Genomic DNA, 20394 nt, shown 5'->3' with positions numbered 1-20394 from the left:
TGCCGCCCTCGGACTTGATCGGAGGGCCAACTGACGCAGGGGCGACGCGGCGTGTGTGGGAGCCGTTCGGGGGCTATTCAGCCCCGATCTGCACGCTGCGCTCCAGCGCCCCGGTCCCCGCATCATAGATGTTGAGCATGGTGGCGCCACCTGTCGAGAAGGTTACCTGCACGGTGCCGTCCAGGGTCAGCGCGGAAAGAACCTGGGCTCCGGCCGGAATGGCGACGCTTTCTGCTGTTGCGGGCGGCGGGCTGTCGCGCATGACGCGATAGACAAGTGCAAAGCCAATCGCCATAAAGCCCAGCAAAAGAATGCCCATCGAAACCCCGAAGGAGCGGCGGGCTTTTCCCAGCATGGCCTTTGCTTCCGGCGACAATTCGGTGTCGGCGGGGTCCGGCCTATTGGTTTCAGGATTGCTCATGACGGATGATACCGATTTCGAGTTGGAGGGCGAACCCGTTGAGGTTGTGGTCGACGCCGCGATGAGCGGCGGGCGGCTTGATGCCATGCTGGCCAAAGCGCATGATGTGCTCAGCCGCAGTCGCATCAAGGATCTGATCGTGTCCGGCGCCGTCACTGTGGACGGGCGAACAGTTTCCGAACCCAAATACCGGCTCAAGGCCGGGGAGACAATCGTGCTTGTGGCTCCCCCGCCTGAAGATCCCGATCCGCAGCCGGAAAATATACCGCTCGACATTCTGTTCGAGGACGAGCATCTGATCGTGATCAACAAGCCGGTGGGCATGGTCGTGCATCCGGCACCCGGCTCGCCTTCGGGCACATTGGTCAATGCGTTGATCTTTCATTGCGGTGATAGTCTCAAAGGCATTGGCGGGGTCAAACGCCCCGGCATTGTGCATCGACTCGATAAGGACACGTCCGGCGTCATGGTCGCGGCCAAGACCGAGAAGGCACACAAACACCTTTCCGAGCAGTTTGCCGATCATGGTCGCACCGGCCCCTTGCATCGGGCCTATATCGCCTTTGCCTGGGGCTCGACGCAGTCGGGCATGGGCACGGTCGACGCGCCGCTCGGGCGCGATCCGGGCAATCGGCTTAAGCAGGCCGTCTTGAAGCAGGGGCGGGAGGCTATCACCCATTATGCGGTGGAAGCGCGCTATGGCGATGCAGGCTGGGACATTACCCGCATCCAGTGTCAGCTCGAGACCGGTCGCACCCACCAGATCCGCGTGCATATGGCCCATATCGGCCATCCCCTGGTAGCCGACCAGCTCTATGCGCCTGGCTTTGCCACCAAGATCAATAAGCTGCCGCCGGAGGTCGCCACCGCCGTTCAGGCGCTTGGCCGCCAGGCGCTGCATGCCGCCGAATTGGGGTTCGAGCATCCCGCCACGGGCGAGGAGATGATGTTCGAGGCCGAATTGCCCGGTGACCTGCAGGCCCTCGAAGATGCCCTGGCGCCATACGACCGGGTCACCCGGCGCAGTTGAGCCGATCGCCCGGCGTCACGCCCGGTGCCGGTGCACCAGGGCATTGATGAAGGCCAGTTTCTCGATGACCCCGGATGTCAGGATGAAGGGATAGGCGTCGGCCTGTCCCATGGCGCGGTTGAGATTATTGAGCAGGCTGGCCAGCGGCACCCAATTGTCGACGATCCTTTGCATGTCGGTTTCGAGATAGGGATCGAAATGGACAGACGGTATGGCCAGGTTCTGGTCGCCGGTGCCGGGCCGGGGGCGTATGCCGAAGGCGGCGGCCATTTCCACCGTGTCCACGATATGAAGATAGTGGGCGAAGGTCTCCGCGAAGTCTTCCCAGGGATGGGCCGTGGCGTAGGCGCTGATATGAGTCTGCGACCAGCCTTGCGGCGCCCCCCTAGCGTAATAGATCCTGAGCGCTTCGGCATAGTCGACCCGCTCGTCACCGAACAAGGTGCGGAAGAGCGGCAGAACGTCCCGGCCGGCGACCAATAGATCCCAGAAATGATGCGCGATCTCGTGACGGAAATGACCGAGCAGGGTGCGATAGGGCTCGTTCATGCTGGTGCGACGATATTCGCGTTCGGCGTCGTCCGCTTCGGCCAGGGCGATGGTTATGATGCCATTGTCATGCCCGGTCATGACCCGCTGCGGCGCGTCGGCATTATCGGCGAGAAAGCGGAAGGCGAGCCCATGATCGGGGTCTTCATTGCGCGTATGCAAGGGCAGGTCCAGCCGGATCAGCGAATAAAACAGGCGCTTCTTGGCCCGCTCAATGGTTTGCCAGCGCCCCAGATTGGCGGGGTCGGAAATATCGGGAATAGTCTCGTTGTGCCGGCAGGCGAGGCAATAAATATCGCCGTCCAGCTCAGCCGGGACCAGCCAGTTGCAGGCGCCATGGGCGGCATTGGCGCAGAATACGAAGGCGTCCTCGGCAATGGCTGGCGAACTCCATAACCCGCCGTCTTCTACTAGGGACACCAATCTGGCGGGACCGGGCAGAAAGCCTAGTTGATGGCCGCAACGCTCGCATATGGCATTGTCGAAATAGACCGTGTTGCCACAATGGCTGCAGGAAAACAGTTTCATCGGTCGCCCTCAGTCACGTGCCGATAATGCGCCAGTCACGTGCTTGTTCCACTGCAACTGTCGGCCCGGAGCTGCGTTTTCCCGATAGCGCAAAGGAGGCTGGAATGCACATGATCGATCAGGAAAAAATCCGCGACCGGGCGTATCAGCTCTGGGATCGGGCGGGGCAGCCCGATGGCCGTGAGCAGGAATTCTGGTATGATGCGGAACGCGAGCTTGCCGAGGAGGATGCCGTCGATACCTCCGAGGAAGCGGCCAAGCTTGATATGCCTCCGGTGGTGCCGGGCCGGCCGAGTTAAGGCACAAGTCTGGCGCGGCCGGCCGCGACGGGGCATAATGTCCCCCTGCCGGGAGGGCCAGAATGAGCGTCGAGTTTTTTGTGACCACCCTGATCGTCGTCGTCTCACCGGGCGTCGGCGCACTCTATACCATTGCCGCCGGGCTGGGACGCGGCGGCAAAGCCAGCCTATGGGCCGCCTTGGGCTGCACTTTGGGTATTGTCCCGCATATGCTGGCGGCCATTACCGGTCTGGCGGCCATCCTGCATGCCAGCGCATTGGCCTTCGAGATCATCAAGTATGCCGGCGTGGCCTACCTGCTCTATATGGCCTGGGCGACGCTGCGCGAGACCGGCGCCTTGAGCGTAGAGGCCGAGCGGGCGCCCAAATCGGTGCGCAAGGTGATCACGGAATCGGTGCTGATCAACATTCTCAATCCCAAGCTCTCGATCTTCTTTTTCGCCTTCCTACCGCAATTCGTGCCTGCCGATACGCCGCATGCGGTCGTGCGCATGCTTGAATTGAGCGGTGTCTTTATGGGCATGACCTTTGTGGTGTTTGCGCTTTACGGCCTTTTTGCCGCGGCCATTCGCGGCCAGGTCATTTCGCGACCGGCCATCATGACCTGGATGCGCCGCAGTTTTGCGGCCGCCTTTGTGGCTCTGGGTGCCCGGCTCGCCCTGGCGGAGCGGTGAGCGCCACTCTCTTTATCGTTGCCGGGCTTCCCGGCGTAGGCAAATCGACGCGCGCTGCGGTGCTGGAAGCGGAAACCGGCGCCGTACGCATGGAGCCCGACGCGTGGCTTGCGGAGCTCAAGCTCGATATCTGGGACGAGGAGCGTCGGGCTCGGATCGAGACCATGCAATGGCGTCTGGGCCGCCGATTTCTCGAGGCGGGCGTCAGTGTCATCGTGGAATGGGGCACCTGGGGTCGCGATGAAAGGCTGCTCCTGGCCCATGAAGCCAAGACGCTCGGGGCGCGAGCCGAACTCCATTGGCTGACCGCCCCGCCCGGGGTCATGCTGGAACGGATTTCGCGCCGGGGGCGCGAGGACCCACCCATTAGGCTGAACCATATCCATGGGTGGATGAGCCAGATTCAGGCACCGCAAGCCGATGAACTGGCGCTTTACGATCGGGTCGTTCGCCAATGAGGCGAACGAAGGGGTCGATTGCTGCGTTGTGCTGGCAATGAGAGGAGTCCCCGATGAGCTATCTGCGCTTTGCCGCCATGATCGCAACGTCCACGGTCATCATGTATGGCCTGATGTATCTCAATACCTACCAGCTCGAGCACATATTCTATAGCCAGACGCGGCTATGGATGGCGCTTCTCATGGGGGCCGTCATGGCCTTGATCATGCTGGGCTTCATGTGGTCCATGTATAAGAAACATGCGGTCAACCTGGCCATTGTGGGCGCCGCCGTCGCCGTCTTTGCCGGCTCGCTTTATCTCGTCCGCAGCCAGGCGCTGGTTGGCGATATCGACTATATGCGGGCCATGATCCCGCATCACTCCATCGCGGTCCTCACCAGCAGGAATGCCAATATCCGCGATGAACGGGTCCGCGAACTGGCCGATGGGATTATCGAGGCACAGATACGCGAAATCGACGAGATGAAGGCGCTGATCGAGGACCTGCAGGCCAATCCGGTACCTGCCGATGCGCCGCGCTTGCCCCCGGGCCAATAAGGCTAGATGCTCCCCACGGTCTTCAATCGAATGCGCGGATGCACTTCGTTCTGGCTCATCACCACGGTTTGCGGCCGGAAGCGCTCGATAATCGAGCGAACATGCGGCCGGATGCCCGGCGAGGTGATGAGTACCGGCAGTTCGCCTTGCTGGGCGGCCCGCTCGAAGGCCGATTGTACCGCGCCGATAAATTGCTGCAACTTGCTTGGCGCCATGGCCAGGTGCCGGTTCTCGCCTTCGCCGGCCATAGCCTCGGCGAAATCCCGTTCCCATTGCGGGGAAAGGGTCAGCAATGGCAGATTGCCATCGGGACCGAGATTGGCCGCGCAAATCTGCCGGGACAGGCGGGTCCGGACATGCTCGGAAATGGTCTGGACCGAGCGGCCATTGCCGGCAATTTCAGCGACCGCTTCGAGAATGCTCGAGAGGTCGCGAATGGAAATGCGCTCGGTCAATAGCGATTGCAGCACGCGTTGCAGGCCAGATACGGTGATCTGGCCGGGGACCAGGTCCTCCACCAACTTCTGCTGCTCCTTGGGCAGGCCCGACAGCAGGGATTGCACATTGGCATAGCTCAAAAGGTCCGCGACATTGGCCTTGAGGATTTCGGTCAGATGGGTCGAAATCACCGTCGAGGGATCGATGATCGAGAGACCGCGCAGTTCGGCCTCATCGCGCAGGGCTGGCTCGATCCAGGTGGCGGGCAGGCCGAAAGTGGGTTCGGTGGTGTGAATGCCGGGCAGGTCGATCTGGCCGCCATAAGGGTCCATGACCATCAATTGATTGGCGTAGATTTCGCCAGAACCGGCCTCCACTTCCTTGATGCGCACCTTGTAGTCGTTGGGCTCGAGCTGCATGTTATCGAGAATGCGCACGGGCGGCATGACAAAGCCCAGTTCCAGCGCCAGTTGGCGCCTGAGGGCCTTGATCTGTTCGGTCAGGCGATCATTGCCGCTCTCATCTTCCTTGACCAGGCTCAACAGGCCATAGCCTAGTTCGAGTTTGAGATCGTCGATTTTAAGGCTGTCGGTGATGGGCGGTTCGGAAGGCTGTTCGGGCGGCGCGGATTTGGCGATTTCCTGGGCCTGCTCTTCCACGGCGCGCACGGCCTTGGAGCGGCTGGCGCGGAAGGCGGCATAGCCCACGCCACCGGCCAGCGCCATGAAGGGAACCAGCGGCATGCCGGGCAATAGCGCCAAAGCCGCCATCACCGCCGAGGACATGCCTAGGGCGCGCGGGTAACCGGTGAATTGCAGCGTCAGAGCCTTGTCGGCAGCGCCGGTCACGCCGGATTTGGAGACCAGAATGCCCGCGGCCGTGGAAACGATCAGGGCCGGAATCTGGCTGACCAGGCCATCGCCGATGGTGAGCAGGGTGTAATTATTGGCCGCTTCCTGGAAGCCGAGGCCCTGCTGCATGATGCCGATCAGCATGCCGGCGGACACGTTGATGAAGGTGATGATGAGACCGGCAATGGCATCGCCGCGCACGAACTTGGATGCACCGTCCATATTGCCGAAGAAAGCGCTTTCGCCCTCGAGATCGGCGCGGCGCTTCTTGGCGGTGTCCTCGTCGATCAGGCCGGCCGAGAGATCGGCGTCAATGGCCATCTGCTTGCCGGGCATGGCATCGAGGCTGAAGCGCGCCGCCACTTCCGCGATACGGCCCGAACCCTTGGTGATGACGATGAAATTTACGATCACCAGGATGATGAAGACCACGATACCGATGACGAAATTGCCGCGAGTAACAAAGCTGCCAAAGGCCTCGATGACATTGCCCGCCGCCGAAGTGCCTTCGTGCCCATCGCTCAGGATCAGGCGGGTGGTGGCCAGGTTCAGGCCCAGCCGCAGCATGGTGGCGATCAGCAGCACTGTGGGGAAGGACGAGAATTCCAGCGGCTTCTGAATGAAGAGGGCGGTCATCAGGATCATGACCGAGAAGACGATCGAGATGGCCAGGAGCATGTCCACCAGAATGGGCGGCATGGGGACGATCAGGATGACGATCAGCCCCATCACGCCCGTAGCAAGCGCAATATCGCCCGAGCGCAGGGTCTCGATCACCCGGCCGATTGTGGGGAACGAGAAACCTGATCTGTTGGCGGAGGGGATATCGGTCATGTGTTCACAAGGCTTTCGGCTGGCGCCTCCCTCCCCCTTGAGGGGAGGGAATGAGGGAGGGGGTGGTGCAGTGGGTCGCCGTTGGACCCCCACCCCCGACCCCTCCCCTCAAGGGGGAGGGGAGCAGGAGGTCCCGAGCCTTCGCTAAGCCGCGCCTCGCTTCTCGCCGGGCTCGGGCACATGCACGCCCTCATCGGCATATTGATTGAGCTTGTTGCGGAGCGTGCGGATCGAGATGCCCAGAATGTTGGCCGCATGGGTGCGGTTGCCCAAGGTGTGGTCGAGCGTGTCCAGGATCAGGTCGCGTTCCACATCGGCCACCGTGCGTCCCACCAGGGCGCGATTCATCGCCTCGGCGGTCTGGGCCAGTTGCGATGCCGGAGAGGCGGCGCGGGCCGCCTCACTCAGGCCCATTCCATCGGGCAGGACGATGGCCTCGGGGCCGATGATATCGCCCGAGGACAGCAATACGGCGCGGTGCAGAGTGTTTTCCAATTCGCGCACATTGCCCGGCCAGGGCGCCTTGACCAAGGCGTCGCGGGCTTCGGCGGAAAGGGCCCGCGGCGGCAGGCCATTGGCCTTGGCGTATTTGGCCACGAAATGTTCGGACAGCGCCAGGATATCGCCGGGACGCTCGCGGAGCGGGGGGAGCTTGAGATTGACCACGTTGAGGCGGAACAGCAGGTCCTCGCGGAAGGAACCATCGCGCACGGCCTCGCTGAGATTGCGGTTCGAAGTCGCCAGGATGCGGATATCCACCGGCACCGGCTTGGTGCCGCCGACGCGGTCGATGATGCGTTCCTGAATGGCGCGTAACAGCTTGGCCTGCAGGCGCACATCCATTTCGGAAATTTCGTCGAGCAGGAGGGTACCGCCCGAGGCTTCCTCGAACTTGCCGATGCGGCGCGCAATGGCGCCGGTAAAGGCGCCCTTTTCATGCCCGAACAGCTCGCTTTCGAGCAGAGCTTCTGGAATGGCGGCGCAATTGACCGAAATGAAGGGCTTGTGGGCGCGCTTGGAGCGGCCATGCACATATTTGGCAATAACTTCCTTGCCGGTGCCGCTTTCGCCGGTGATCAGGATCGAGGCCTCGGACGCGGCGATCTGCTCGGCCATCCTGACCACGCGTTCCATGGCCGGGTCGCGATAGAGAAAGTCCGAGCTTTCCCGCGCCACCGCGGCAATAACGGCGGCAATCAGTTCGGCATCGGGGGGTAGGGGGATATATTCCTTGGCGCCGGCGCGGATGGCGTTGACCGCGGCCGCCGCATTGGTCTCGACGCCACAGGCGACCACCGGAATGGCGATGCGCTCGGCTTCGAGCCCCGCAATCAGCCCGGCAATGTCCATCATCACATCGACCAACAGCAGGTCCGCGCCCTTGCCGGCCCGGAGCGAGGCCAGGGCAATTTCGATGGAGGGGGCATGGGCGACCTTGGCGCCGCCATCCATGGCCATCTTAGTTGCTGTCGAAAGCTGGCCTTCCAGGGCCCCGATAATGAGCAGGCGCATGATCGTGGTCTCCTATTGCGGCTTGATGATTTCGGTCATGGTGACGCCGAGCCGGTCTTCGACCAGCACAATTTCGCCGCGCGCCACCAGGCGTTCATTGATGAATATCTCCACTGCCTCGCCGACCTGACGGTCCAGTTCGATAACGGTGCCGGTATCGAGTTTGAGGAGACTGGAAACCGGCATTTTGGTGCGCCCAAGAACGACCGAGACGCGGACCGGAACATCGAATACCGCCTCCAGGTCGGCGGCGGTACGTTCCATATGTATGTCGCGCGTCCGCTCGGGCGCGTCCATTTCGCTCAAATTCAGGCCTTCGGAAGCGGTGATATCGTCTTCGGGATCGGTCATGAACCGTTCTCCTTGCTTTGGCCGCGCGTGCGGGCCGCGAGATAGGTGGCGATCTGCCGGTCGATCTGGGCGGCAGTGTCGGCGATGTCGCGCACAAGGCCGCCATCGACCCATTCGAGCCGGCCATCGCCAATGCGAATATCGGGGTCGCCCATGACCACGAGACGTCCGGCAAAGCCGGAATGGGTCATTTGGGCGGTCGCCATATCGCGGATGGCATCGGCCAGATCGGGGTGGCAGCGCACCACCAGATGCGGCACGCCATTGAGGCTGGGCAGGCACTCGGCGATCAGCGCTTCCAGTTCCGTCAGCGGGAAGCGGGCCACCAGGTGCAGCGCCAACTTACGGCCAATGCTGAGCGCCAGTTCCACGGCTTGCTGGTGGTGTTCGGCGCGCGCCGTGTCGAGCGCTTTGGCTGCGTTGGTGGTCTGGGTCGCCAGGGTGCCGGCCGCGGCGGCTATGGTCTGGGCGGCCATGGAGGCTGCGTTCTGCTCGCCGGCCTTTATGCCTTCGGCATAGGCCTCTTCGCGCGCATTGGCCAGCAATTGCGCCACCACGTCCTCCGGAATGGAGGGGATGGGTGCAGGGGCGGCGCGTGAAGAAGCGCGAGGCTCCAGGTTCAGATCGAAGGTGAAACGGGCGGGGCTGGCCATGGCGTCACGCAATCATCTGGTCGTCGGCTTTGGACTTCATGATCAGGATTTCGCCCTTGGCGGCGAGATCCTTGGCCGTGGCGACCATGCGGGTCTGGGCCTCGTCCACATCCTTCAATCGCACCGGCCCCATGGTCTGCATGTCATCCTGCAGCATCTTGGCCGCGCGGCTCGACATATTGTTGAAGAAGCTTTCCTTGACCTGATCATTGGCACCCTTGAGCGCCAAGGCCAGTTCGCGCTTGTCAAGCTTGGAGAGCAGGGTCTGGATGGCCGTCATGTCGAGCCTGGCCAGGTCCTCGAAGGTGAACATCAATTGCTTGATGCGTTCGGCGTCGTCGCGATTGACCTCTTCGAGATTGGTGATGAAGCGTGCTTCGGTCTGGCGATCGAAGGCGTTGAAGATTTCGGCCATCTGTTCATGGCTGTCGCGACGCTTGGTGTGATTGAGCGTCGACATGAATTCGGTTCTCAGGGTCATCTCGATCTTTTCGAGAATTTCCTTCTGCACCGGATCGAGCCCCAGCATGCGCTGCACCACGTCCATGGCCAGTTCCTCAGGCAGCACGGCGAGCACTTTGGAGGCGTGCTCAGTGGCGATCTTGGAGAGGACAACGGCAATGGTCTGGGGATATTCGTTCTTGAGATAGGCCGCCAGCACGTCGGCCTGCACATTGGAAAGCTTTTCCCACATGTTGCGGCCGGCCGGACCGCGGATCTCTTCCATGATCGCGTCGACCTTGTCCTGCGGCAGGAAGCTCAGGAGCAGGCGTTCGGTCGAGTCGGTATTGCCCGACAGCGAGCCATTGGAGGAAATGGTGGTGACAAACTCGATCATGAGGTCGTCGAGCATTTCCTGGGTGATCGGGCCCAGCCGCACCATGGCGCGCGACAATTGCTTGACCTCGAGCTCGTCAAGCTCGTCGAAAATGGGCTTGCCATAGTCCGGCCCGAGCGCCAGCAGCAGGGCAGCAGCCTTCTCGTCGCCGGTCAGGACGCGATGTTCGCCGCCAACCTGAAGCTGGGCGCCCATCGCCACCGGGGTATTTGCGCTGGACTTGTCGTCGGCGGATTGTGAAACCAGGGCCATCGCTATTACGCCGCGTTACCGAGCCAGTCGCGCACGATGAGCGCGGCCTGCTTGGGGTTTTCCTCGACCAGTGTGCCGACGGTCTTGAGGGTCTGGAGCTGGGTTTCGCCCATCGATTTGGCATTGGTCACCCAGGCGGGGGTCTTGTCGCGCGGTACCTCTTCGATTTCCGGGATCACCTGCCCATCTGCGCCCAGCACACCGTGGTGGCTGACCTCGGCGGCCTCGGGCAGGGCCAGGGGCTGGGTTTCGGGCGTCAGGGCTTTTTTGAGCAGCGGGCGCATGACGAAGAAGACCAGAGCCAGTGCGATGAGCAAGGTCACGATCATCTCGGCACCGTTCATCAGGTCGTCGCGGGTAAAGTTGAGCAGGCCGGCTTCGGCATCGGTACCAATAGGCGCCAGATCGGGGCGCTCGGCAAATTGCATATTGACCACTTCGACGCTGTCGCCGCGTTCGGCCGAATAGCCGACGGCGGAGCGGACCAGGGTCAGGATCTGCGCCACTTCATCGGCCGAGCGCGGCGTATAGGTCATATTGCCCGCGCCATCGTCGGCATAGGTCCCGTCCACGACCACTGCGACGGAAAGGCGTTTGACGGCCCCGGCCTCGGTCACGTCGGTCTGGGTGGTCTTGGAAATCTCGTAATTGATGACTTCTTCGCTCGACGTGCCCTGCTCGGTCACGGTGTCGGCGCCGTTGTTCTGGCTGGCGCCGGGCAATTCATTGGCCACGGTCACCTGGCCATTATTGCCGCCGGACAGGTTCTGGCTTTCGCGCGTCTGGGTGGACCGAACGACCTGGCTTTCGGGGTCGAACAGTTCTTGGGTCGTGGTGGAGCGGTTGAAGTCGAGTTCGGCGGTCACCTCGACGCGCGCCCGGCCGGCACCGACGACATTGGCCAGCATGTCCTCGACGCGGGTGCGCAGGCGGTTTTCGAAACCAAGAGTGCGCTCATCGCTCTGGGCGGTCATGACGCCCGCCACGTCCTCTCCGGTGCCCGAGGCCAAAAGGTTGCCTTGATCATCGACGATAGCGACCCGGCTGGGCGTTAGCCCTTCAATGGCGGAGGAGACCAGGTGCTGGATGGCGCGGATTTCTCCTGTGGACAATTCGCCGCGCGTGGTCAGCACGATGGAGGCGGAGGGATCCTTGCGCTCGCGGCGGAACAGTTCGCGTTCAGGCAGGACCAGATGCACCCGGGCGCCGGTGATTCGGTTGAGCGAACCGATGGTGCGGGCAAGCTCACCCTCGAGTGCGCGAACATTGTTGATGTTCTGGACAAAGCTGGTGGCGCCCAGGGTCGATTGCTGGTCGAAAATCTCGTAGCCCACCTGGCCGCGTGTGGGCAGGCCGTCGCCGGCCAGGGTCATGCGAATGGTGGTGATCTGGTCGCGCGGAATCAGGATAGTGTCGCCGTCACCGCGCAATTCATAGGGAATATTGAGCGTTTGCAGCTCGGCGACGATGGCCGAGGAGTCTTCGAGGCTGAGGCCCGAATAGAGCTGCGCCATGTTTGGCGTCTGCGTCCGCATGATAAGGAAGGCGAAAAAGCCGAGCATCAACACGGCTACCAGGGCCATGGCGGCGATGCGCGGCAGGCCTATCCGGTTGATGAGATTGGTTAGACTATCCACGCCGCTGCTCTGGTCCATTTGCAAACGGTCGAGGCGCCCCCAGGACCGATGGGCAAAAATTACCTAGCGGATGGTAAACAATGTATTAACCGGCTGTTGCAGCTTGCGATTTTGGGCAAGAACTGCCGGGTTCAGTTAAGGAAGGGTAAATGGGAATGCTGCGCGTATTGGGACGGGTCACCTCCATCAATGTCCGCAAGGTGCTTTGGGCGCTGGACGAATTGGGCCTGAACTATAGCCGGGAGGATTGGGGCCTGCCGAACCGCGATCCCAAAGTGCCTGAATTTCTGGCGCTCAATCCCAATGGCCAGGTGCCAGTGCTGGTCGATGGCGATTTTTCCATGTGGGAAAGCAATGCCATCCTGGTCTATCTGGCCGAGCGCTACGGTATGGGCGTCCTGTTTTCGGATGACGTCCGGACGCGCGCCACCACCCTGCAATGGCTGGGTTGGCAGGTTTCGGACCTCAATCCCGCCTGGATGTATGCGGTGCTGGCGCTGCAGCGGAAAGCGCCCGGCTATGACGATCCCGAGCGCATCGCGGAGTCGCTGGCCCGCTGGACGGCGCGGATGGACATTCTTGAAGGCGAACTGGCCAAGGGGCGAACCTTCCTGGCCGGGAACAGCTTCTCCATCGCCGACATTGCCATGGGTCTTTCGATCCATCGCTGGTTCCGCCTGCCGGCGGAGAAGAAAGCCATGCCGGCTACGCAGGAATACTATGAGCGGTTGTTGGGCCGTGAAGCCGGGGCAAGGTGGATGAGCGCAGAAACACCGTGACCGGAACGGCAAAACCCGCCGGATTGCTCCTGCGGGTCTGGTATCGTGCTTGCCTGTGATCCGGCCCGGCTTCTCGCGAAGCTCGAAGCGTGATCCGGCTAAGGGCCCGGCTCCTCGCATGGCTCGGAGCGTTCGAAGCTCAATTTGGTCCACCGGACCAAATCGCCGGGCTTGCGCCCGTCGCTTCTCACCCCTCCCGGTAATGCTGGATCCAGGTGGTGCGCAAACCGGCAAGGCCATGTTTGTCGATGGCGGCCTGCCAGTTGAGGAATTCATCGACGCTGAGCGTATAACGCTCACACGCCTCTTCGAGGCTGAGCAGGCCGCCGCGAACGGCGGCGACAACTTCTGCCTTGCGGCGGATAACCCACCGTCTCGTATTGGCCGGAGGCAGATCCGCAATTGTGAGCGGGCTGCCATCGGGACCAATAACGTACTTCACGCGAGGACGCATCTGTACGGTCATTTTACTCTCTACTCAAACCTGACCATATGAGCTTGAGAGTAGGGCAGTGGGCTTAAGATACCCCTAAGGGGAAACTTACAACAGGTTAAGAAGCGCGTGCGGTTGCAATCAAATAGGCGCCAGCGCACGACAAAAAGCGGCGCAAGGTCAGACCTGCGCCGCCGGATCGGTTCAGTGACCGGAAAAGCTAGCTTTCGGTCTCGGGTTCAGGCTCGTCGGACTCGGTCACCTGCCGGATGCTGGTCACATCGGATAGGGCGACCTTGTTCTTGCCGACGGTCAGCATCGGTTCATCGCCAGAGAAATCCACCGCCGTGACGATACCCACCGAAGAGGTGGAGACCTTGACCTCATTGCCAGCCAGATTGGTACCCTTGATCTCAATGGTATAGACGCCATCGGGCTTGGTGCTGCCATCGGAACCAACGCCGTCCCAGAGGAAGTTGCCCGCGCCCTTATTGAGCGAACCAGTCTCGGTATAGACCACCTGGCCCGCCGCATTCTTGATGGTCACTGTGGCATTGGCCACATTGGCCTCGGCATTATAGGCCCAATAAGCACCGCCATCCTTGAGTTCGGCTGTTTCGCCCGAGGCCGTCACTTCCTTGCCGATATAGGAGACCGCATCGGCGCGATAGCTGGTCTGGGTGTTGAGCAGCAAGGCTTCGAGAAATTCGTTGGTCTTGAGTTGCTGTTCAACGCCGGTGAATTGCACCAATTGTTGGGTGAACTGGTTGGTATCGAGCGGGTCGAGCGGGTTCTGGTTCTTCAATTGCGTGGTCAGGATCGACAGGAAAGTGTCGAAATTTTCGGCAATAGTGGTTCGCGAGCCCGACAGGGCACTGGTATTGGACGATCCTGAAACGCCATTGACGGCCATGGCTGCAACTCCTTACGCGATAATGTTGACGCCGCTGGCCTGCAATGTGCCGCGGTAGAGATTGACCATGGGTGGGGCCTCCTCGACCTCGCCTCCCAAGCCATTGTCATTGGCCAAGAGACCATTGTCGGCGCCGTTCTGTCCCTTGCCGTCGCCCATCTGGCCCTGCTGGCCGGAAAAGGGGTTCTGCTTGAGGGAGAATTCGAGATTGGTCTTGGCGCTGTCGAGCCCGGCCTGCTGCAGGGCGCGTTCCAGCCCGCGCTGGTCGCGCTGCATCAGGTCCAGCGTCTCGGATTTTTCGACCATCAGCCGTGCATGCACCTGGCCCGTCTCGTTGATGTCCAGCCGCACGTCGATGCGACCCAGTTCGGGCGGATCGAGGCGGATCTGGAAGCGGGTATTGCCGTCCTGCGCCTGGCGGGCCAGTTCAAAGGCAATCTGGGGCAGGTTGAGTTGTTGCTGGCTGGTCTGGTAGCCGGCCTGGATGATGCGTGGATTGGCCGAGGCATCGACACGGGCCCCCGGCGCCTGCTGGGCATTGGCATCGGCCGAAGGGCTGGGCGTGTTGGAGGCATCGGTCGGCGCCGGGGCGGTCGATGCGGCATTGGCCCGGGGCTCGCGATTGGCCGCTTCGGTCCGCTCGCGGCCGCGTTCACCGGCGGGCTGGTCGTTGGCGTCACGCTGGTCGGGTGGAGCCTTGCTATCGGCCGCGACCGTTGCCGCCTTGGCCACCGCGTCGGGTGTCGCGGCGTCGCTGGCCTGGCCGGTCAGCACGGGTTCGCTCAATTTGAGCGTGGGCGCGGCCAGCACAGGTTCCTCGGGCACCGTGGCGGTCTGCGCGTTCGCACCGGTCGCGAAGCGGGCCAGGGCCGCCTCGATTTCCGCATCCAGCGGCTGACCCGGTGTCATGCCCAGGGCGGCCAGTTTCTCGGTTGGCACCTCGCCATCGGCCAGGGCCGCCAGAACCGCGCCAAGTTTGTCGCTCAGTGCCTTGAGCTGGACATTGGCCGAGAGCGCATCGCCGGCTGTGTCCGCATCGGCGGTCGGCTGGGCGGTCGAAAGCGATTGTGCGAGCGGGGCGAGCAATTGGGTCAGCGCGCCGGCGAGACCCGTTTCATCCTCGGGCGTGGTTTCGAGCAGTGCAGCGAAATCCTCAGGCACGGCCAGCACGTCGATGTCGAGCCCCAGTGCATCGGCCAACCTGGTCAGCGCAGATTCCACCTGGCTCAGCAACTCGGGGTCGAGCGGTTCACCGCGGTCCAGACTGGCCTTGAGGGCGCCGAGCGCCTCGACGAAGTCAACCATGGGTTGGGGATCGGCCGGAACGGTCACCTTTGTCGGCAGGTCGATTGCCGCTGCCAGGGCCTCGGGGTCAGCGTCGCCATCCTCGTTGGGCTGACCGGTGCCTGCTTCCAGTCCAAGCCGGAAGAGGCCGGCCAGGTCGAGTGTGGTCTTGGCATCGCCGGCGATATTGGCGGTGGCGGGCGCTGTTGCGGCCTGGTTGGCATTGGCATTGTCCAATAGCGCAGCGAACAGGCCCAGAAGCCCCGTGGGTTCGCTGGTGGCATCCTGCGCGGCAGCGGATTGGCCGCCAAAAGCCTTGCCGATCGCAGTCGTGGCGCTGGCTCCGCTGATTATCGACAGATGTGATGCCACTGGTGGCCCCTAAAACAAAACACTCATCCGGACCCTGCGATGCAAGACGCTTGCCAGACTGTGGTCGGCGTTAAAGTTCTTTTCTGGCAAATGTTTAGCGTGCCGTCTCGGCCCGGTTGGATGGTGTGACCTGTCCAGTCCTGCCGGGCGGGCGGCAAAAGCTGCCGGGTGCGGCAATGGACAGACTGGCCGCCAGCGCGTATGGAAGCGCCACACAGTAGCCGCTGGCCCTTGACCCCAACCGGATACGAGAAGAGATGTTGAACACGCTTGATATTGCCAAGCGCCCGGAGGATACGCGCGTCGTCGTCGCCATGTCCGGGGGTGTGGATTCCTCCGTTGTCGCCGGACTGCTCGCCCGCGAGGGCTATGAAGTGGTGGGCGTCACCCTTCAGCTTTACGATCATGGTGAAGCCATTCACCGCAAGGGCGCGTGCTGTGCCGGGCAGGATATCCACGACGCGCGCCGCGTGGCGGCAAAGCTGGGCATTCCCCATTATGTGCTCGACTATGAAGAGCGCTTCAAGAACGCTGTCATCGAGCCTTTCGCCAATGCCTATCAGCAGGGCGAAACACCGGTGCCGTGCATTGCCTGCAACCAGTCGGTCAAGTTCGTCGACCTGATGGCTGTGGCGCAGGACCTCGGCGCCGATGTGCTGGCCACCGGGCATTATGTGCAGACGCGGTTGGGCGAAGATGGCCGCCGGCATCTGTTCCGTCCGGTCGACAATGATCGCGACCAGTCCTATTTCCTATTCGCCACCACCCAGAGCCAGCTCGATTTCCTGCGCTTCCCGCTTGGCGGCATGGGCAAGGCCGAAGTGCGCCAGCACGCGCGCGACATGGGTCTCGAAATCGCCGAAAAGCACGACAGCCAGGACATCTGCTTCGTGCCACAGGGCAAATATGCCGACATCATTGCCAAGATGCATCCCGAAGCGCTCGCCAAGGGAGAGATCGTGCACATGGATGGCCGGGTGCTCGGCGAGCACGAGGGTATCGTCCACTACACGATCGGCCAGCGCAAGGGCCTCGGCATTGCCGCGGGCGAACCGCTCTATGTCGTGAAACTCGATCACCGCACAGGCCGCGTCATCGTCGGCCCGCGCGAGGCTTTGAAGACCCACACAGTGCGCCTGCGCGACGTCAATTGGCTAGGCGGGCTGCCACTGGCCGAAGCGAGTGCCGGCAATGGTGCACCGGTCGAGGTCAAGGTGCGCTCGACCCGCGGCCCCCAGCCTGCCGTCATCCAGATGCAAAACGGCGAAGTCTATGTCACACTGGTCACCGGCGAATACGGCATTTCGCCGGGCCAAGCCTGCGTCTTTTATGCCGATGACAGCGAAACCAGCGAAGTGCTGGGCGGCGGGTTTATCGCTGAGGCGGTGCCGCAGGCACTGGTTGCGTGACGGGATAGTTTGGTACTGAGCAGATGAAGTCCCTAGTCGACTACCCGAGCATACTGCATCCACTTTTTGTGGCGGTTGGTGAAGCCATGGACAGGCCACAACTTCATCCAGGGATTCTTGCTTACTTACCGCAGACGTTTAGCGGATTTACCCCCGACCAAGTCATCACCATCCTCCATGTCTCCGCACTGACGTCCGGGGACAAGCACGGCCACTATGAAATCAGCTTGACGGGAACATCGGGCCAGTTGGGCTGGAAGCTTCGGCCCGGTGAACTGCAAAGCCTTGCCAAAGAAGCATTGAGCAAAGACGGCACCGGGAACTAGCCGCACTATACCTGCTAGTCCCCGCTCACCTGCTCCGCCGTCGGCTCCTTGGCCGCATCCGAGGCCTCGCGCAGCGCTTGATACGAGTTCGGGCCGCCTAAAAACATGCCGATGGAGATCAGCAGCACCAGCGCCCCCATGAGGAGGATCATGATGCGGGTGCGGTTGAGCCCGAAGGGCCCGTTGTTCCGTTCATCAGCCATGTCCCGGCCTCCCGCGAAAAAATGTTGAGCACCAGCCAAAGGACTGGCGCAGTGCTGTCGTCTTAGTCTCTACAATAGACCCGAAGAGACAAGATGTGCATGCACAGATGATGGGACTGACCGCCGCACCCAAGCCGGACAAGGCCGACGCGCTGACGCAAGCGCTGGTGAGGCGCGCACGCAATGGCGATGGAGAGGCCTTTTCCACGCTGATCGCCGGCCAATATGACCGCATCTATGGCACGGCCTGGCGCTGGTGTGGCCACCGCGACGATGCCGAGGACATCGCCCAAGACGTCTGCGTCAAGATCGGCCAGGCCATTGCGCGCTTTGACGGGCGTAGCGCCTTTTCGAGCTGGGTCTATCGCATCACGCTCAATGCCGTGCGCGACTGGCAAAGGGCCCGCGCCCGGCGCGGTCGCCATGCCGATGCCTATGCCGAGGTTTGGCCCAAAGAGGCCGAGGCTGAACAGGAAGCGGCGGCGACCAGCAGCCAGCTTTGGGAGGCCGTCCGCTCCTTGCCGGAAAAACAGCGCGACGCCGTGCTCCTGGTCTATGCCGAACAGCTGAGCCATGCCGAGGCCGCCACTATCATGGGCATCAAGGAGGCCACCGTGTCCTTCCATGTATTTGAAGCCCGCAAGACATTGAGGGGGCTGCTATGAGCTTTCCCGAAGACAAAGACCCGTTCGAAGCCCTGAAGTCCGGTGCTGTGCCACCCCCGCGTGCCGCCGCCCGCGAGCGCGCGCTCAACGCTGCCCGGGAGGCCTTCGACGCCGAACAGAAAAAAACCGCGCAGGCGCCCAAAGGAAAACCGGCGGGCGGCCGTCTCATGTCCATCATCAATTCCTTGAAGGGGATTTCGATCATGGACATGCGTATTCCTGTCGGCACCGCCGCCATTGCCCTCCTCGTGCTGCCGCTCGGCTGGCAGCTCTACAATACGACGTCGCTAACTCCGACCAGCCAGGTCGTGCCCCAGGTCAACCAGCCGGTGGAACTGGCCGCGACCGATGCCGACGCCGCGCCCGAGCCAGCACCGGTGACCGAGGCGCGCGAAGAAACGGCGGTCGATACCGAGGTGGCTCTCGCCGATCAGGCCGAGGCGGTCGCGCCCATCGCCCCCGCACCGGTGATGAGCGAGGAAAGCGAGGTAGGCCGGGCTACTGCGGCGAACAAGATGGCCGTTGGCATGCCGGCGCCGGTCACTTCCGCGGCTCCCGCCGGCGGTATGATGGCTGAGAGCGTGGCGGATTATATGCCGCCCTCGCAGGCGGTCGTGCCGAGCGGCGATGAATTTGCCGCGTTTGACGAACAGCGCCTCAAGGTCGCCGCCGAAGAGCCGGTCTCGACCTTTTCGCTCGATGTCGATACGGCCAGCTATGCCTATGCCCGCCGCCAGCTCGAGGATGGATACGTGCCAGAGCGCGACGCAGTCCGCATCGAGGAACTGATCAACTATTTTCCCTATGCCTATCCGGCGGCGGACAGTGCGGACGTGCCGTTCAAGCCGACGGTGATGGTTTATCCCACGCCCTGGAACGAGCGAACGCAAATCCTCCAGATCGGCATCAAGGGCTTCGAGCCCCCGGTTGCGGACACGCGCAGCAACCTGGTGTTTCTCATCGACACATCCGGTTCGATGGACGAGCCCGACAAGCTGCCGCTTTTGAAACGCGCTTTTGGGCTTTTGCTCGACCAGCTTGGCACCAACGATACGGTCTCGATCGTCACTTATGCCGGCTCGGCCGGTGTGGCGCTCAAACCCACTTCGGCCGACAACAAGGCCGAGATCATGGCCGCTCTCGACCAGCTCTATGCTGGCGGCAGTACGGCCGGCGCCGAGGGGATCGAACTGGCCTATCGCCTCGCCGAGGAGGCACACATTGCCGATGGCACCAATCGAGTGATCCTGGCCACCGATGGCGATTTCAATGTCGGCATCGACGATCCGGAAAAGCTCAAGGACCTCATTGCCAACAAGCGGGCGAGCGGCGTCAGCCTTTCCGTGCTCGGCTTCGGCCGCGGTAATCTCGATGATGCGACCATGCAGGCTTTGGCCCAGAACGGGAATGGCAATGCCAGCAATATTTCGAGCTTTGCTGAGGCCAAGAAAGTGCTGGTCGAGGAAATCGGCGGCACGCTCCACACCATTGCCAAGGATGTGAAGGTGCAGGTCGAGTTCAACCCGGCCGTGGTCAGCGAGTACCGGCTGATCGGCTACGAGACCCGTGCCCTCAACCGCGAGGATTTCAATAATGATGCGGTCGATGCCGGCGATGTCGGCGCCGGGACTACAGTCACCGCGCTCTATGAGATTACGCCTGTCGGGTCCGGTGGTGAACTGGTCGATCCGCTGCGCTATGGCGGAACGGATGTAGGCCCGGCTTCGGAGGAAATCGCCTTTCTCAAGATGCGCTATAAGCTGCCGGATAGCGAAGTCAGCCAGTTGATCGAACAGCCGGTCACCGCCAGCGTCGTCTATGGCGACATTGCCGAAGCCGGCGTCGATGCCCAGTTCGCCGCCGCCGTCGCTGCCTTCGGGCAGAAGCTCAAATCCAGCGTCTATGGCACGGCGATGAACTGGGACGAGGTCGAAGCCTTGGCCCAGGCGGGCCGTGGAACGGATGAGGGTGGCTATCGCGCCGAGTTCATCCGGCTAGTGGACATGGCGAGCCTGCTCAAACCCGACACGCATACCGATGTGTGTCACGTCAGTGTGAGCAGCGAGGAATGTGACTGACGGCAACACCTCCTCACTGACCCGGCTTCGCCGGGCCGCCTCTCCCCGATGGGGAGAGGAGCAAGAGG

22 protein-coding genes are annotated in these 20394 nt (G+C 62.3%); 10 read left to right on the top strand and 12 right to left on the bottom strand.

The genetic code is table 11. From position 1 onward, the window contains the following. Window positions 1–73 precede the first annotated feature (73 nt). Complete coding sequence (locus V8Z65_RS14475) at window positions 74–421, bottom strand: DUF6476 family protein (RefSeq protein WP_338720856.1); 348 nt, start codon at window positions 419–421, stop codon at window positions 74–76. Here V8Z65_RS14475 and V8Z65_RS14470 point away from each other — a divergent pair. After that, window positions 420–1451 (top strand): RluA family pseudouridine synthase, encoded by a 1032-nt coding sequence (locus tag V8Z65_RS14470; RefSeq protein WP_338720855.1) that lies wholly within the window; start codon window positions 420–422, stop codon window positions 1449–1451. The two genes, V8Z65_RS14475 and V8Z65_RS14470, sit on opposite strands and share 2 nt — an antisense overlap. A gap of 15 nt (window positions 1452–1466) precedes the next feature. On the opposite strand, the gene V8Z65_RS14465 is transcribed toward V8Z65_RS14470, so the two are convergent. Continuing rightward, complete coding sequence (locus V8Z65_RS14465) at window positions 1467–2528, bottom strand: putative zinc-binding peptidase (RefSeq protein WP_338720854.1); 1062 nt, start codon at window positions 2526–2528, stop codon at window positions 1467–1469. A gap of 104 nt (window positions 2529–2632) precedes the next feature. On the opposite strand from V8Z65_RS14465, the gene V8Z65_RS14460 reads away from it, so the two are divergent. From V8Z65_RS14460 to V8Z65_RS14445, 4 genes are all read left to right on the top strand, one after another. Beyond that, the gene (locus tag V8Z65_RS14460; RefSeq protein WP_338720853.1) at window positions 2633–2827 is read left to right on the top strand and encodes a DUF2934 domain-containing protein; all 195 of its coding nucleotides are present in this window, start codon (window positions 2633–2635) and stop codon (window positions 2825–2827) included. 62 nt (window positions 2828–2889) lie between these two features. Then, window positions 2890–3501 carry a LysE family translocator gene (locus V8Z65_RS14455; RefSeq protein ID WP_338720852.1) on the top strand — a complete coding sequence of 204 codons (612 nt, stop codon included), beginning with the start codon at window positions 2890–2892 and terminating at the stop codon, window positions 3499–3501. Further along, window positions 3498–3959, top strand: coding sequence for an AAA family ATPase (locus tag V8Z65_RS14450; protein ID WP_338720851.1), 462 nt, complete (start codon window positions 3498–3500; stop codon window positions 3957–3959). Before V8Z65_RS14455 ends, V8Z65_RS14450 begins: the two co-directional genes overlap by 4 nt. 53 nt (window positions 3960–4012) lie before the next feature. Continuing rightward, complete coding sequence (locus V8Z65_RS14445; RefSeq protein ID WP_338720850.1) at window positions 4013–4498, top strand: DUF305 domain-containing protein; 486 nt, start codon at window positions 4013–4015, stop codon at window positions 4496–4498. Window positions 4499–4500: 2 nt separating this feature from the next. Here the strand turns inward: V8Z65_RS14445 and flhA are convergent, their stop codons facing one another. The 6 genes from flhA to fliF all read right to left on the bottom strand — a co-directional run bounded on the left by flhA (window position 4501) and on the right by fliF (window position 11882). Beyond that, window positions 4501–6621, bottom strand: coding sequence for a flagellar biosynthesis protein FlhA (flhA, locus tag V8Z65_RS14440; RefSeq protein WP_338720849.1), 2121 nt, complete (start codon window positions 6619–6621; stop codon window positions 4501–4503). Between the two features lie 144 nt (window positions 6622–6765). Next, window positions 6766–8133 (bottom strand): sigma-54 dependent transcriptional regulator, encoded by a 1368-nt coding sequence (locus V8Z65_RS14435; protein WP_338720848.1) that lies wholly within the window; start codon window positions 8131–8133, stop codon window positions 6766–6768. Window positions 8134–8145: 12 nt separating this feature from the next. After that, entirely contained in the window at window positions 8146–8430 is a 285-nt protein-coding gene (gene fliN, locus V8Z65_RS14430) for a flagellar motor switch protein FliN (RefSeq protein ID WP_338724036.1), read from the bottom strand. 50 nt (window positions 8431–8480) lie between these two features. Further along, window positions 8481–9137, bottom strand: a complete 657-nt coding sequence (locus V8Z65_RS14425; protein ID WP_338720847.1) for a FliH/SctL family protein — start codon at window positions 9135–9137, stop codon at window positions 8481–8483. A gap of 4 nt (window positions 9138–9141) precedes the next feature. Then, a complete protein-coding gene (fliG, locus tag V8Z65_RS14420) occupies window positions 9142–10170 on the bottom strand; it encodes a flagellar motor switch protein FliG (protein ID WP_338724035.1) in 1029 nt (342 codons plus the stop codon). A 62-nt stretch (window positions 10171–10232) separates the two neighbouring features. Then, complete coding sequence (gene fliF / locus V8Z65_RS14415; RefSeq protein WP_338720846.1) at window positions 10233–11882, bottom strand: flagellar basal-body MS-ring/collar protein FliF; 1650 nt, start codon at window positions 11880–11882, stop codon at window positions 10233–10235. Window positions 11883–12013: 131 nt separating this feature from the next. Between fliF and V8Z65_RS14410 the strand changes: the two genes are divergently transcribed. Beyond that, entirely contained in the window at window positions 12014–12643 is a 630-nt protein-coding gene (locus V8Z65_RS14410) for a glutathione S-transferase family protein (RefSeq protein ID WP_338720845.1), read from the top strand. 187 nt (window positions 12644–12830) lie between these two features. Here the strand turns inward: V8Z65_RS14410 and V8Z65_RS14405 are convergent, their stop codons facing one another. The 3 genes from V8Z65_RS14405 to V8Z65_RS14395 all read right to left on the bottom strand — a co-directional run bounded on the left by V8Z65_RS14405 (window position 12831) and on the right by V8Z65_RS14395 (window position 15645). Then, the gene (locus tag V8Z65_RS14405; protein ID WP_035085775.1) at window positions 12831–13109 is read right to left on the bottom strand and encodes a DUF1153 domain-containing protein; all 279 of its coding nucleotides are present in this window, start codon (window positions 13107–13109) and stop codon (window positions 12831–12833) included. A gap of 187 nt (window positions 13110–13296) precedes the next feature. Next, on the bottom strand, window positions 13297–13989 hold the full coding sequence (locus V8Z65_RS14400; RefSeq protein WP_338720843.1) for a flagellar hook assembly protein FlgD: 693 nt from the start codon (window positions 13987–13989) through the stop codon (window positions 13297–13299). 12 nt (window positions 13990–14001) lie between these two features. Beyond that, window positions 14002–15645: a flagellar hook-length control protein FliK gene (locus tag V8Z65_RS14395; RefSeq protein ID WP_338720842.1), complete on the bottom strand. Its 1644-nt coding sequence runs from the start codon at window positions 15643–15645 to the stop codon at window positions 14002–14004. Window positions 15646–15902: 257 nt separating this feature from the next. Between V8Z65_RS14395 and mnmA the strand changes: the two genes are divergently transcribed. Together mnmA and V8Z65_RS14385 are read left to right on the top strand one after the other, a co-directional pair. Further along, window positions 15903–17054, top strand: a complete 1152-nt coding sequence (gene mnmA, locus V8Z65_RS14390; protein WP_338720841.1) for a tRNA 2-thiouridine(34) synthase MnmA — start codon at window positions 15903–15905, stop codon at window positions 17052–17054. Window positions 17055–17077: 23 nt separating this feature from the next. Continuing rightward, complete coding sequence (locus tag V8Z65_RS14385; RefSeq protein WP_338720840.1) at window positions 17078–17380, top strand: hypothetical protein; 303 nt, start codon at window positions 17078–17080, stop codon at window positions 17378–17380. Window positions 17381–17394: 14 nt separating this feature from the next. Here the strand turns inward: V8Z65_RS14385 and V8Z65_RS14380 are convergent, their stop codons facing one another. After that, window positions 17395–17583 carry a hypothetical protein gene (locus V8Z65_RS14380; RefSeq protein WP_338720839.1) on the bottom strand — a complete coding sequence of 63 codons (189 nt, stop codon included), beginning with the start codon at window positions 17581–17583 and terminating at the stop codon, window positions 17395–17397. Window positions 17584–17678: 95 nt separating this feature from the next. Between V8Z65_RS14380 and V8Z65_RS14375 the strand changes: the two genes are divergently transcribed. Both V8Z65_RS14375 and V8Z65_RS14370 read left to right on the top strand, forming a co-directional pair. Further along, window positions 17679–18248: an RNA polymerase sigma factor gene (locus tag V8Z65_RS14375; RefSeq protein WP_338720838.1), complete on the top strand. Its 570-nt coding sequence runs from the start codon at window positions 17679–17681 to the stop codon at window positions 18246–18248. Further along, window positions 18245–20326 (top strand): von Willebrand factor type A domain-containing protein, encoded by a 2082-nt coding sequence (locus V8Z65_RS14370; RefSeq protein WP_338720837.1) that lies wholly within the window; start codon window positions 18245–18247, stop codon window positions 20324–20326. Before V8Z65_RS14375 ends, V8Z65_RS14370 begins: the two co-directional genes overlap by 4 nt. Window positions 20327–20394: the final 68 nt, after the last annotated feature.

Origin of the sequence: Devosia sp. XK-2 (assembly GCF_037113415.1) — a bacterium.
Lineage (GTDB): Bacteria > Pseudomonadota > Alphaproteobacteria > Rhizobiales > Devosiaceae > Devosia.
The sequence above is the reverse complement of the archived record's forward strand: the minus strand, read 5'-3'. Positions and strand labels throughout refer to the sequence as shown.

Excerpts from the sequence above, each read along its gene's own strand:
- V8Z65_RS14435 (WP_338720848.1), bottom strand. The coding sequence starts at position 8,133 with ATGCGCCTGCTCATTATCGGGGCCCTGGAAGGCCAGCTTTCGACAGCA.
- V8Z65_RS14405 (WP_035085775.1), bottom strand. The coding sequence starts at position 13,109 with ATGACCGTACAGATGCGTCCTCGCGTGAAGTACGTTATTGGTCCCGAT.
- V8Z65_RS14385 (WP_338720840.1), top strand. The coding sequence starts at position 17,078 with ATGAAGTCCCTAGTCGACTACCCGAGCATACTGCATCCACTTTTTGTG.
- V8Z65_RS14425 (WP_338720847.1), bottom strand. The coding sequence starts at position 9,137 with ATGGCCAGCCCCGCCCGTTTCACCTTCGATCTGAACCTGGAGCCTCGC.
- fliN (WP_338724036.1), bottom strand. The coding sequence starts at position 8,430 with ATGGACGCGCCCGAGCGGACGCGCGACATACATATGGAACGTACCGCC.
- V8Z65_RS14460 (WP_338720853.1), top strand. The coding sequence starts at position 2,633 with ATGCACATGATCGATCAGGAAAAAATCCGCGACCGGGCGTATCAGCTC.
- V8Z65_RS14470 (WP_338720855.1), top strand. The coding sequence starts at position 420 with ATGACGGATGATACCGATTTCGAGTTGGAGGGCGAACCCGTTGAGGTT.
- V8Z65_RS14445 (WP_338720850.1), top strand. The coding sequence starts at position 4,013 with ATGAGCTATCTGCGCTTTGCCGCCATGATCGCAACGTCCACGGTCATC.
- V8Z65_RS14465 (WP_338720854.1), bottom strand. The coding sequence starts at position 2,528 with ATGAAACTGTTTTCCTGCAGCCATTGTGGCAACACGGTCTATTTCGAC.
- mnmA (WP_338720841.1), top strand. The coding sequence starts at position 15,903 with ATGTTGAACACGCTTGATATTGCCAAGCGCCCGGAGGATACGCGCGTC.
- V8Z65_RS14380 (WP_338720839.1), bottom strand. The coding sequence starts at position 17,583 with ATGGCTGATGAACGGAACAACGGGCCCTTCGGGCTCAACCGCACCCGC.
- V8Z65_RS14475 (WP_338720856.1), bottom strand. The coding sequence starts at position 421 with ATGAGCAATCCTGAAACCAATAGGCCGGACCCCGCCGACACCGAATTG.
- fliF (WP_338720846.1), bottom strand. The coding sequence starts at position 11,882 with ATGGACCAGAGCAGCGGCGTGGATAGTCTAACCAATCTCATCAACCGG.
- flhA (WP_338720849.1), bottom strand. The coding sequence starts at position 6,621 with ATGACCGATATCCCCTCCGCCAACAGATCAGGTTTCTCGTTCCCCACA.
- V8Z65_RS14400 (WP_338720843.1), bottom strand. The coding sequence starts at position 13,989 with ATGGCCGTCAATGGCGTTTCAGGATCGTCCAATACCAGTGCCCTGTCG.
- fliG (WP_338724035.1), bottom strand. The coding sequence starts at position 10,170 with ATGGGCGCCCAGCTTCAGGTTGGCGGCGAACATCGCGTCCTGACCGGC.
- V8Z65_RS14370 (WP_338720837.1), top strand. The coding sequence starts at position 18,245 with ATGAGCTTTCCCGAAGACAAAGACCCGTTCGAAGCCCTGAAGTCCGGT.
- V8Z65_RS14455 (WP_338720852.1), top strand. The coding sequence starts at position 2,890 with ATGAGCGTCGAGTTTTTTGTGACCACCCTGATCGTCGTCGTCTCACCG.
- V8Z65_RS14410 (WP_338720845.1), top strand. The coding sequence starts at position 12,014 with ATGGGAATGCTGCGCGTATTGGGACGGGTCACCTCCATCAATGTCCGC.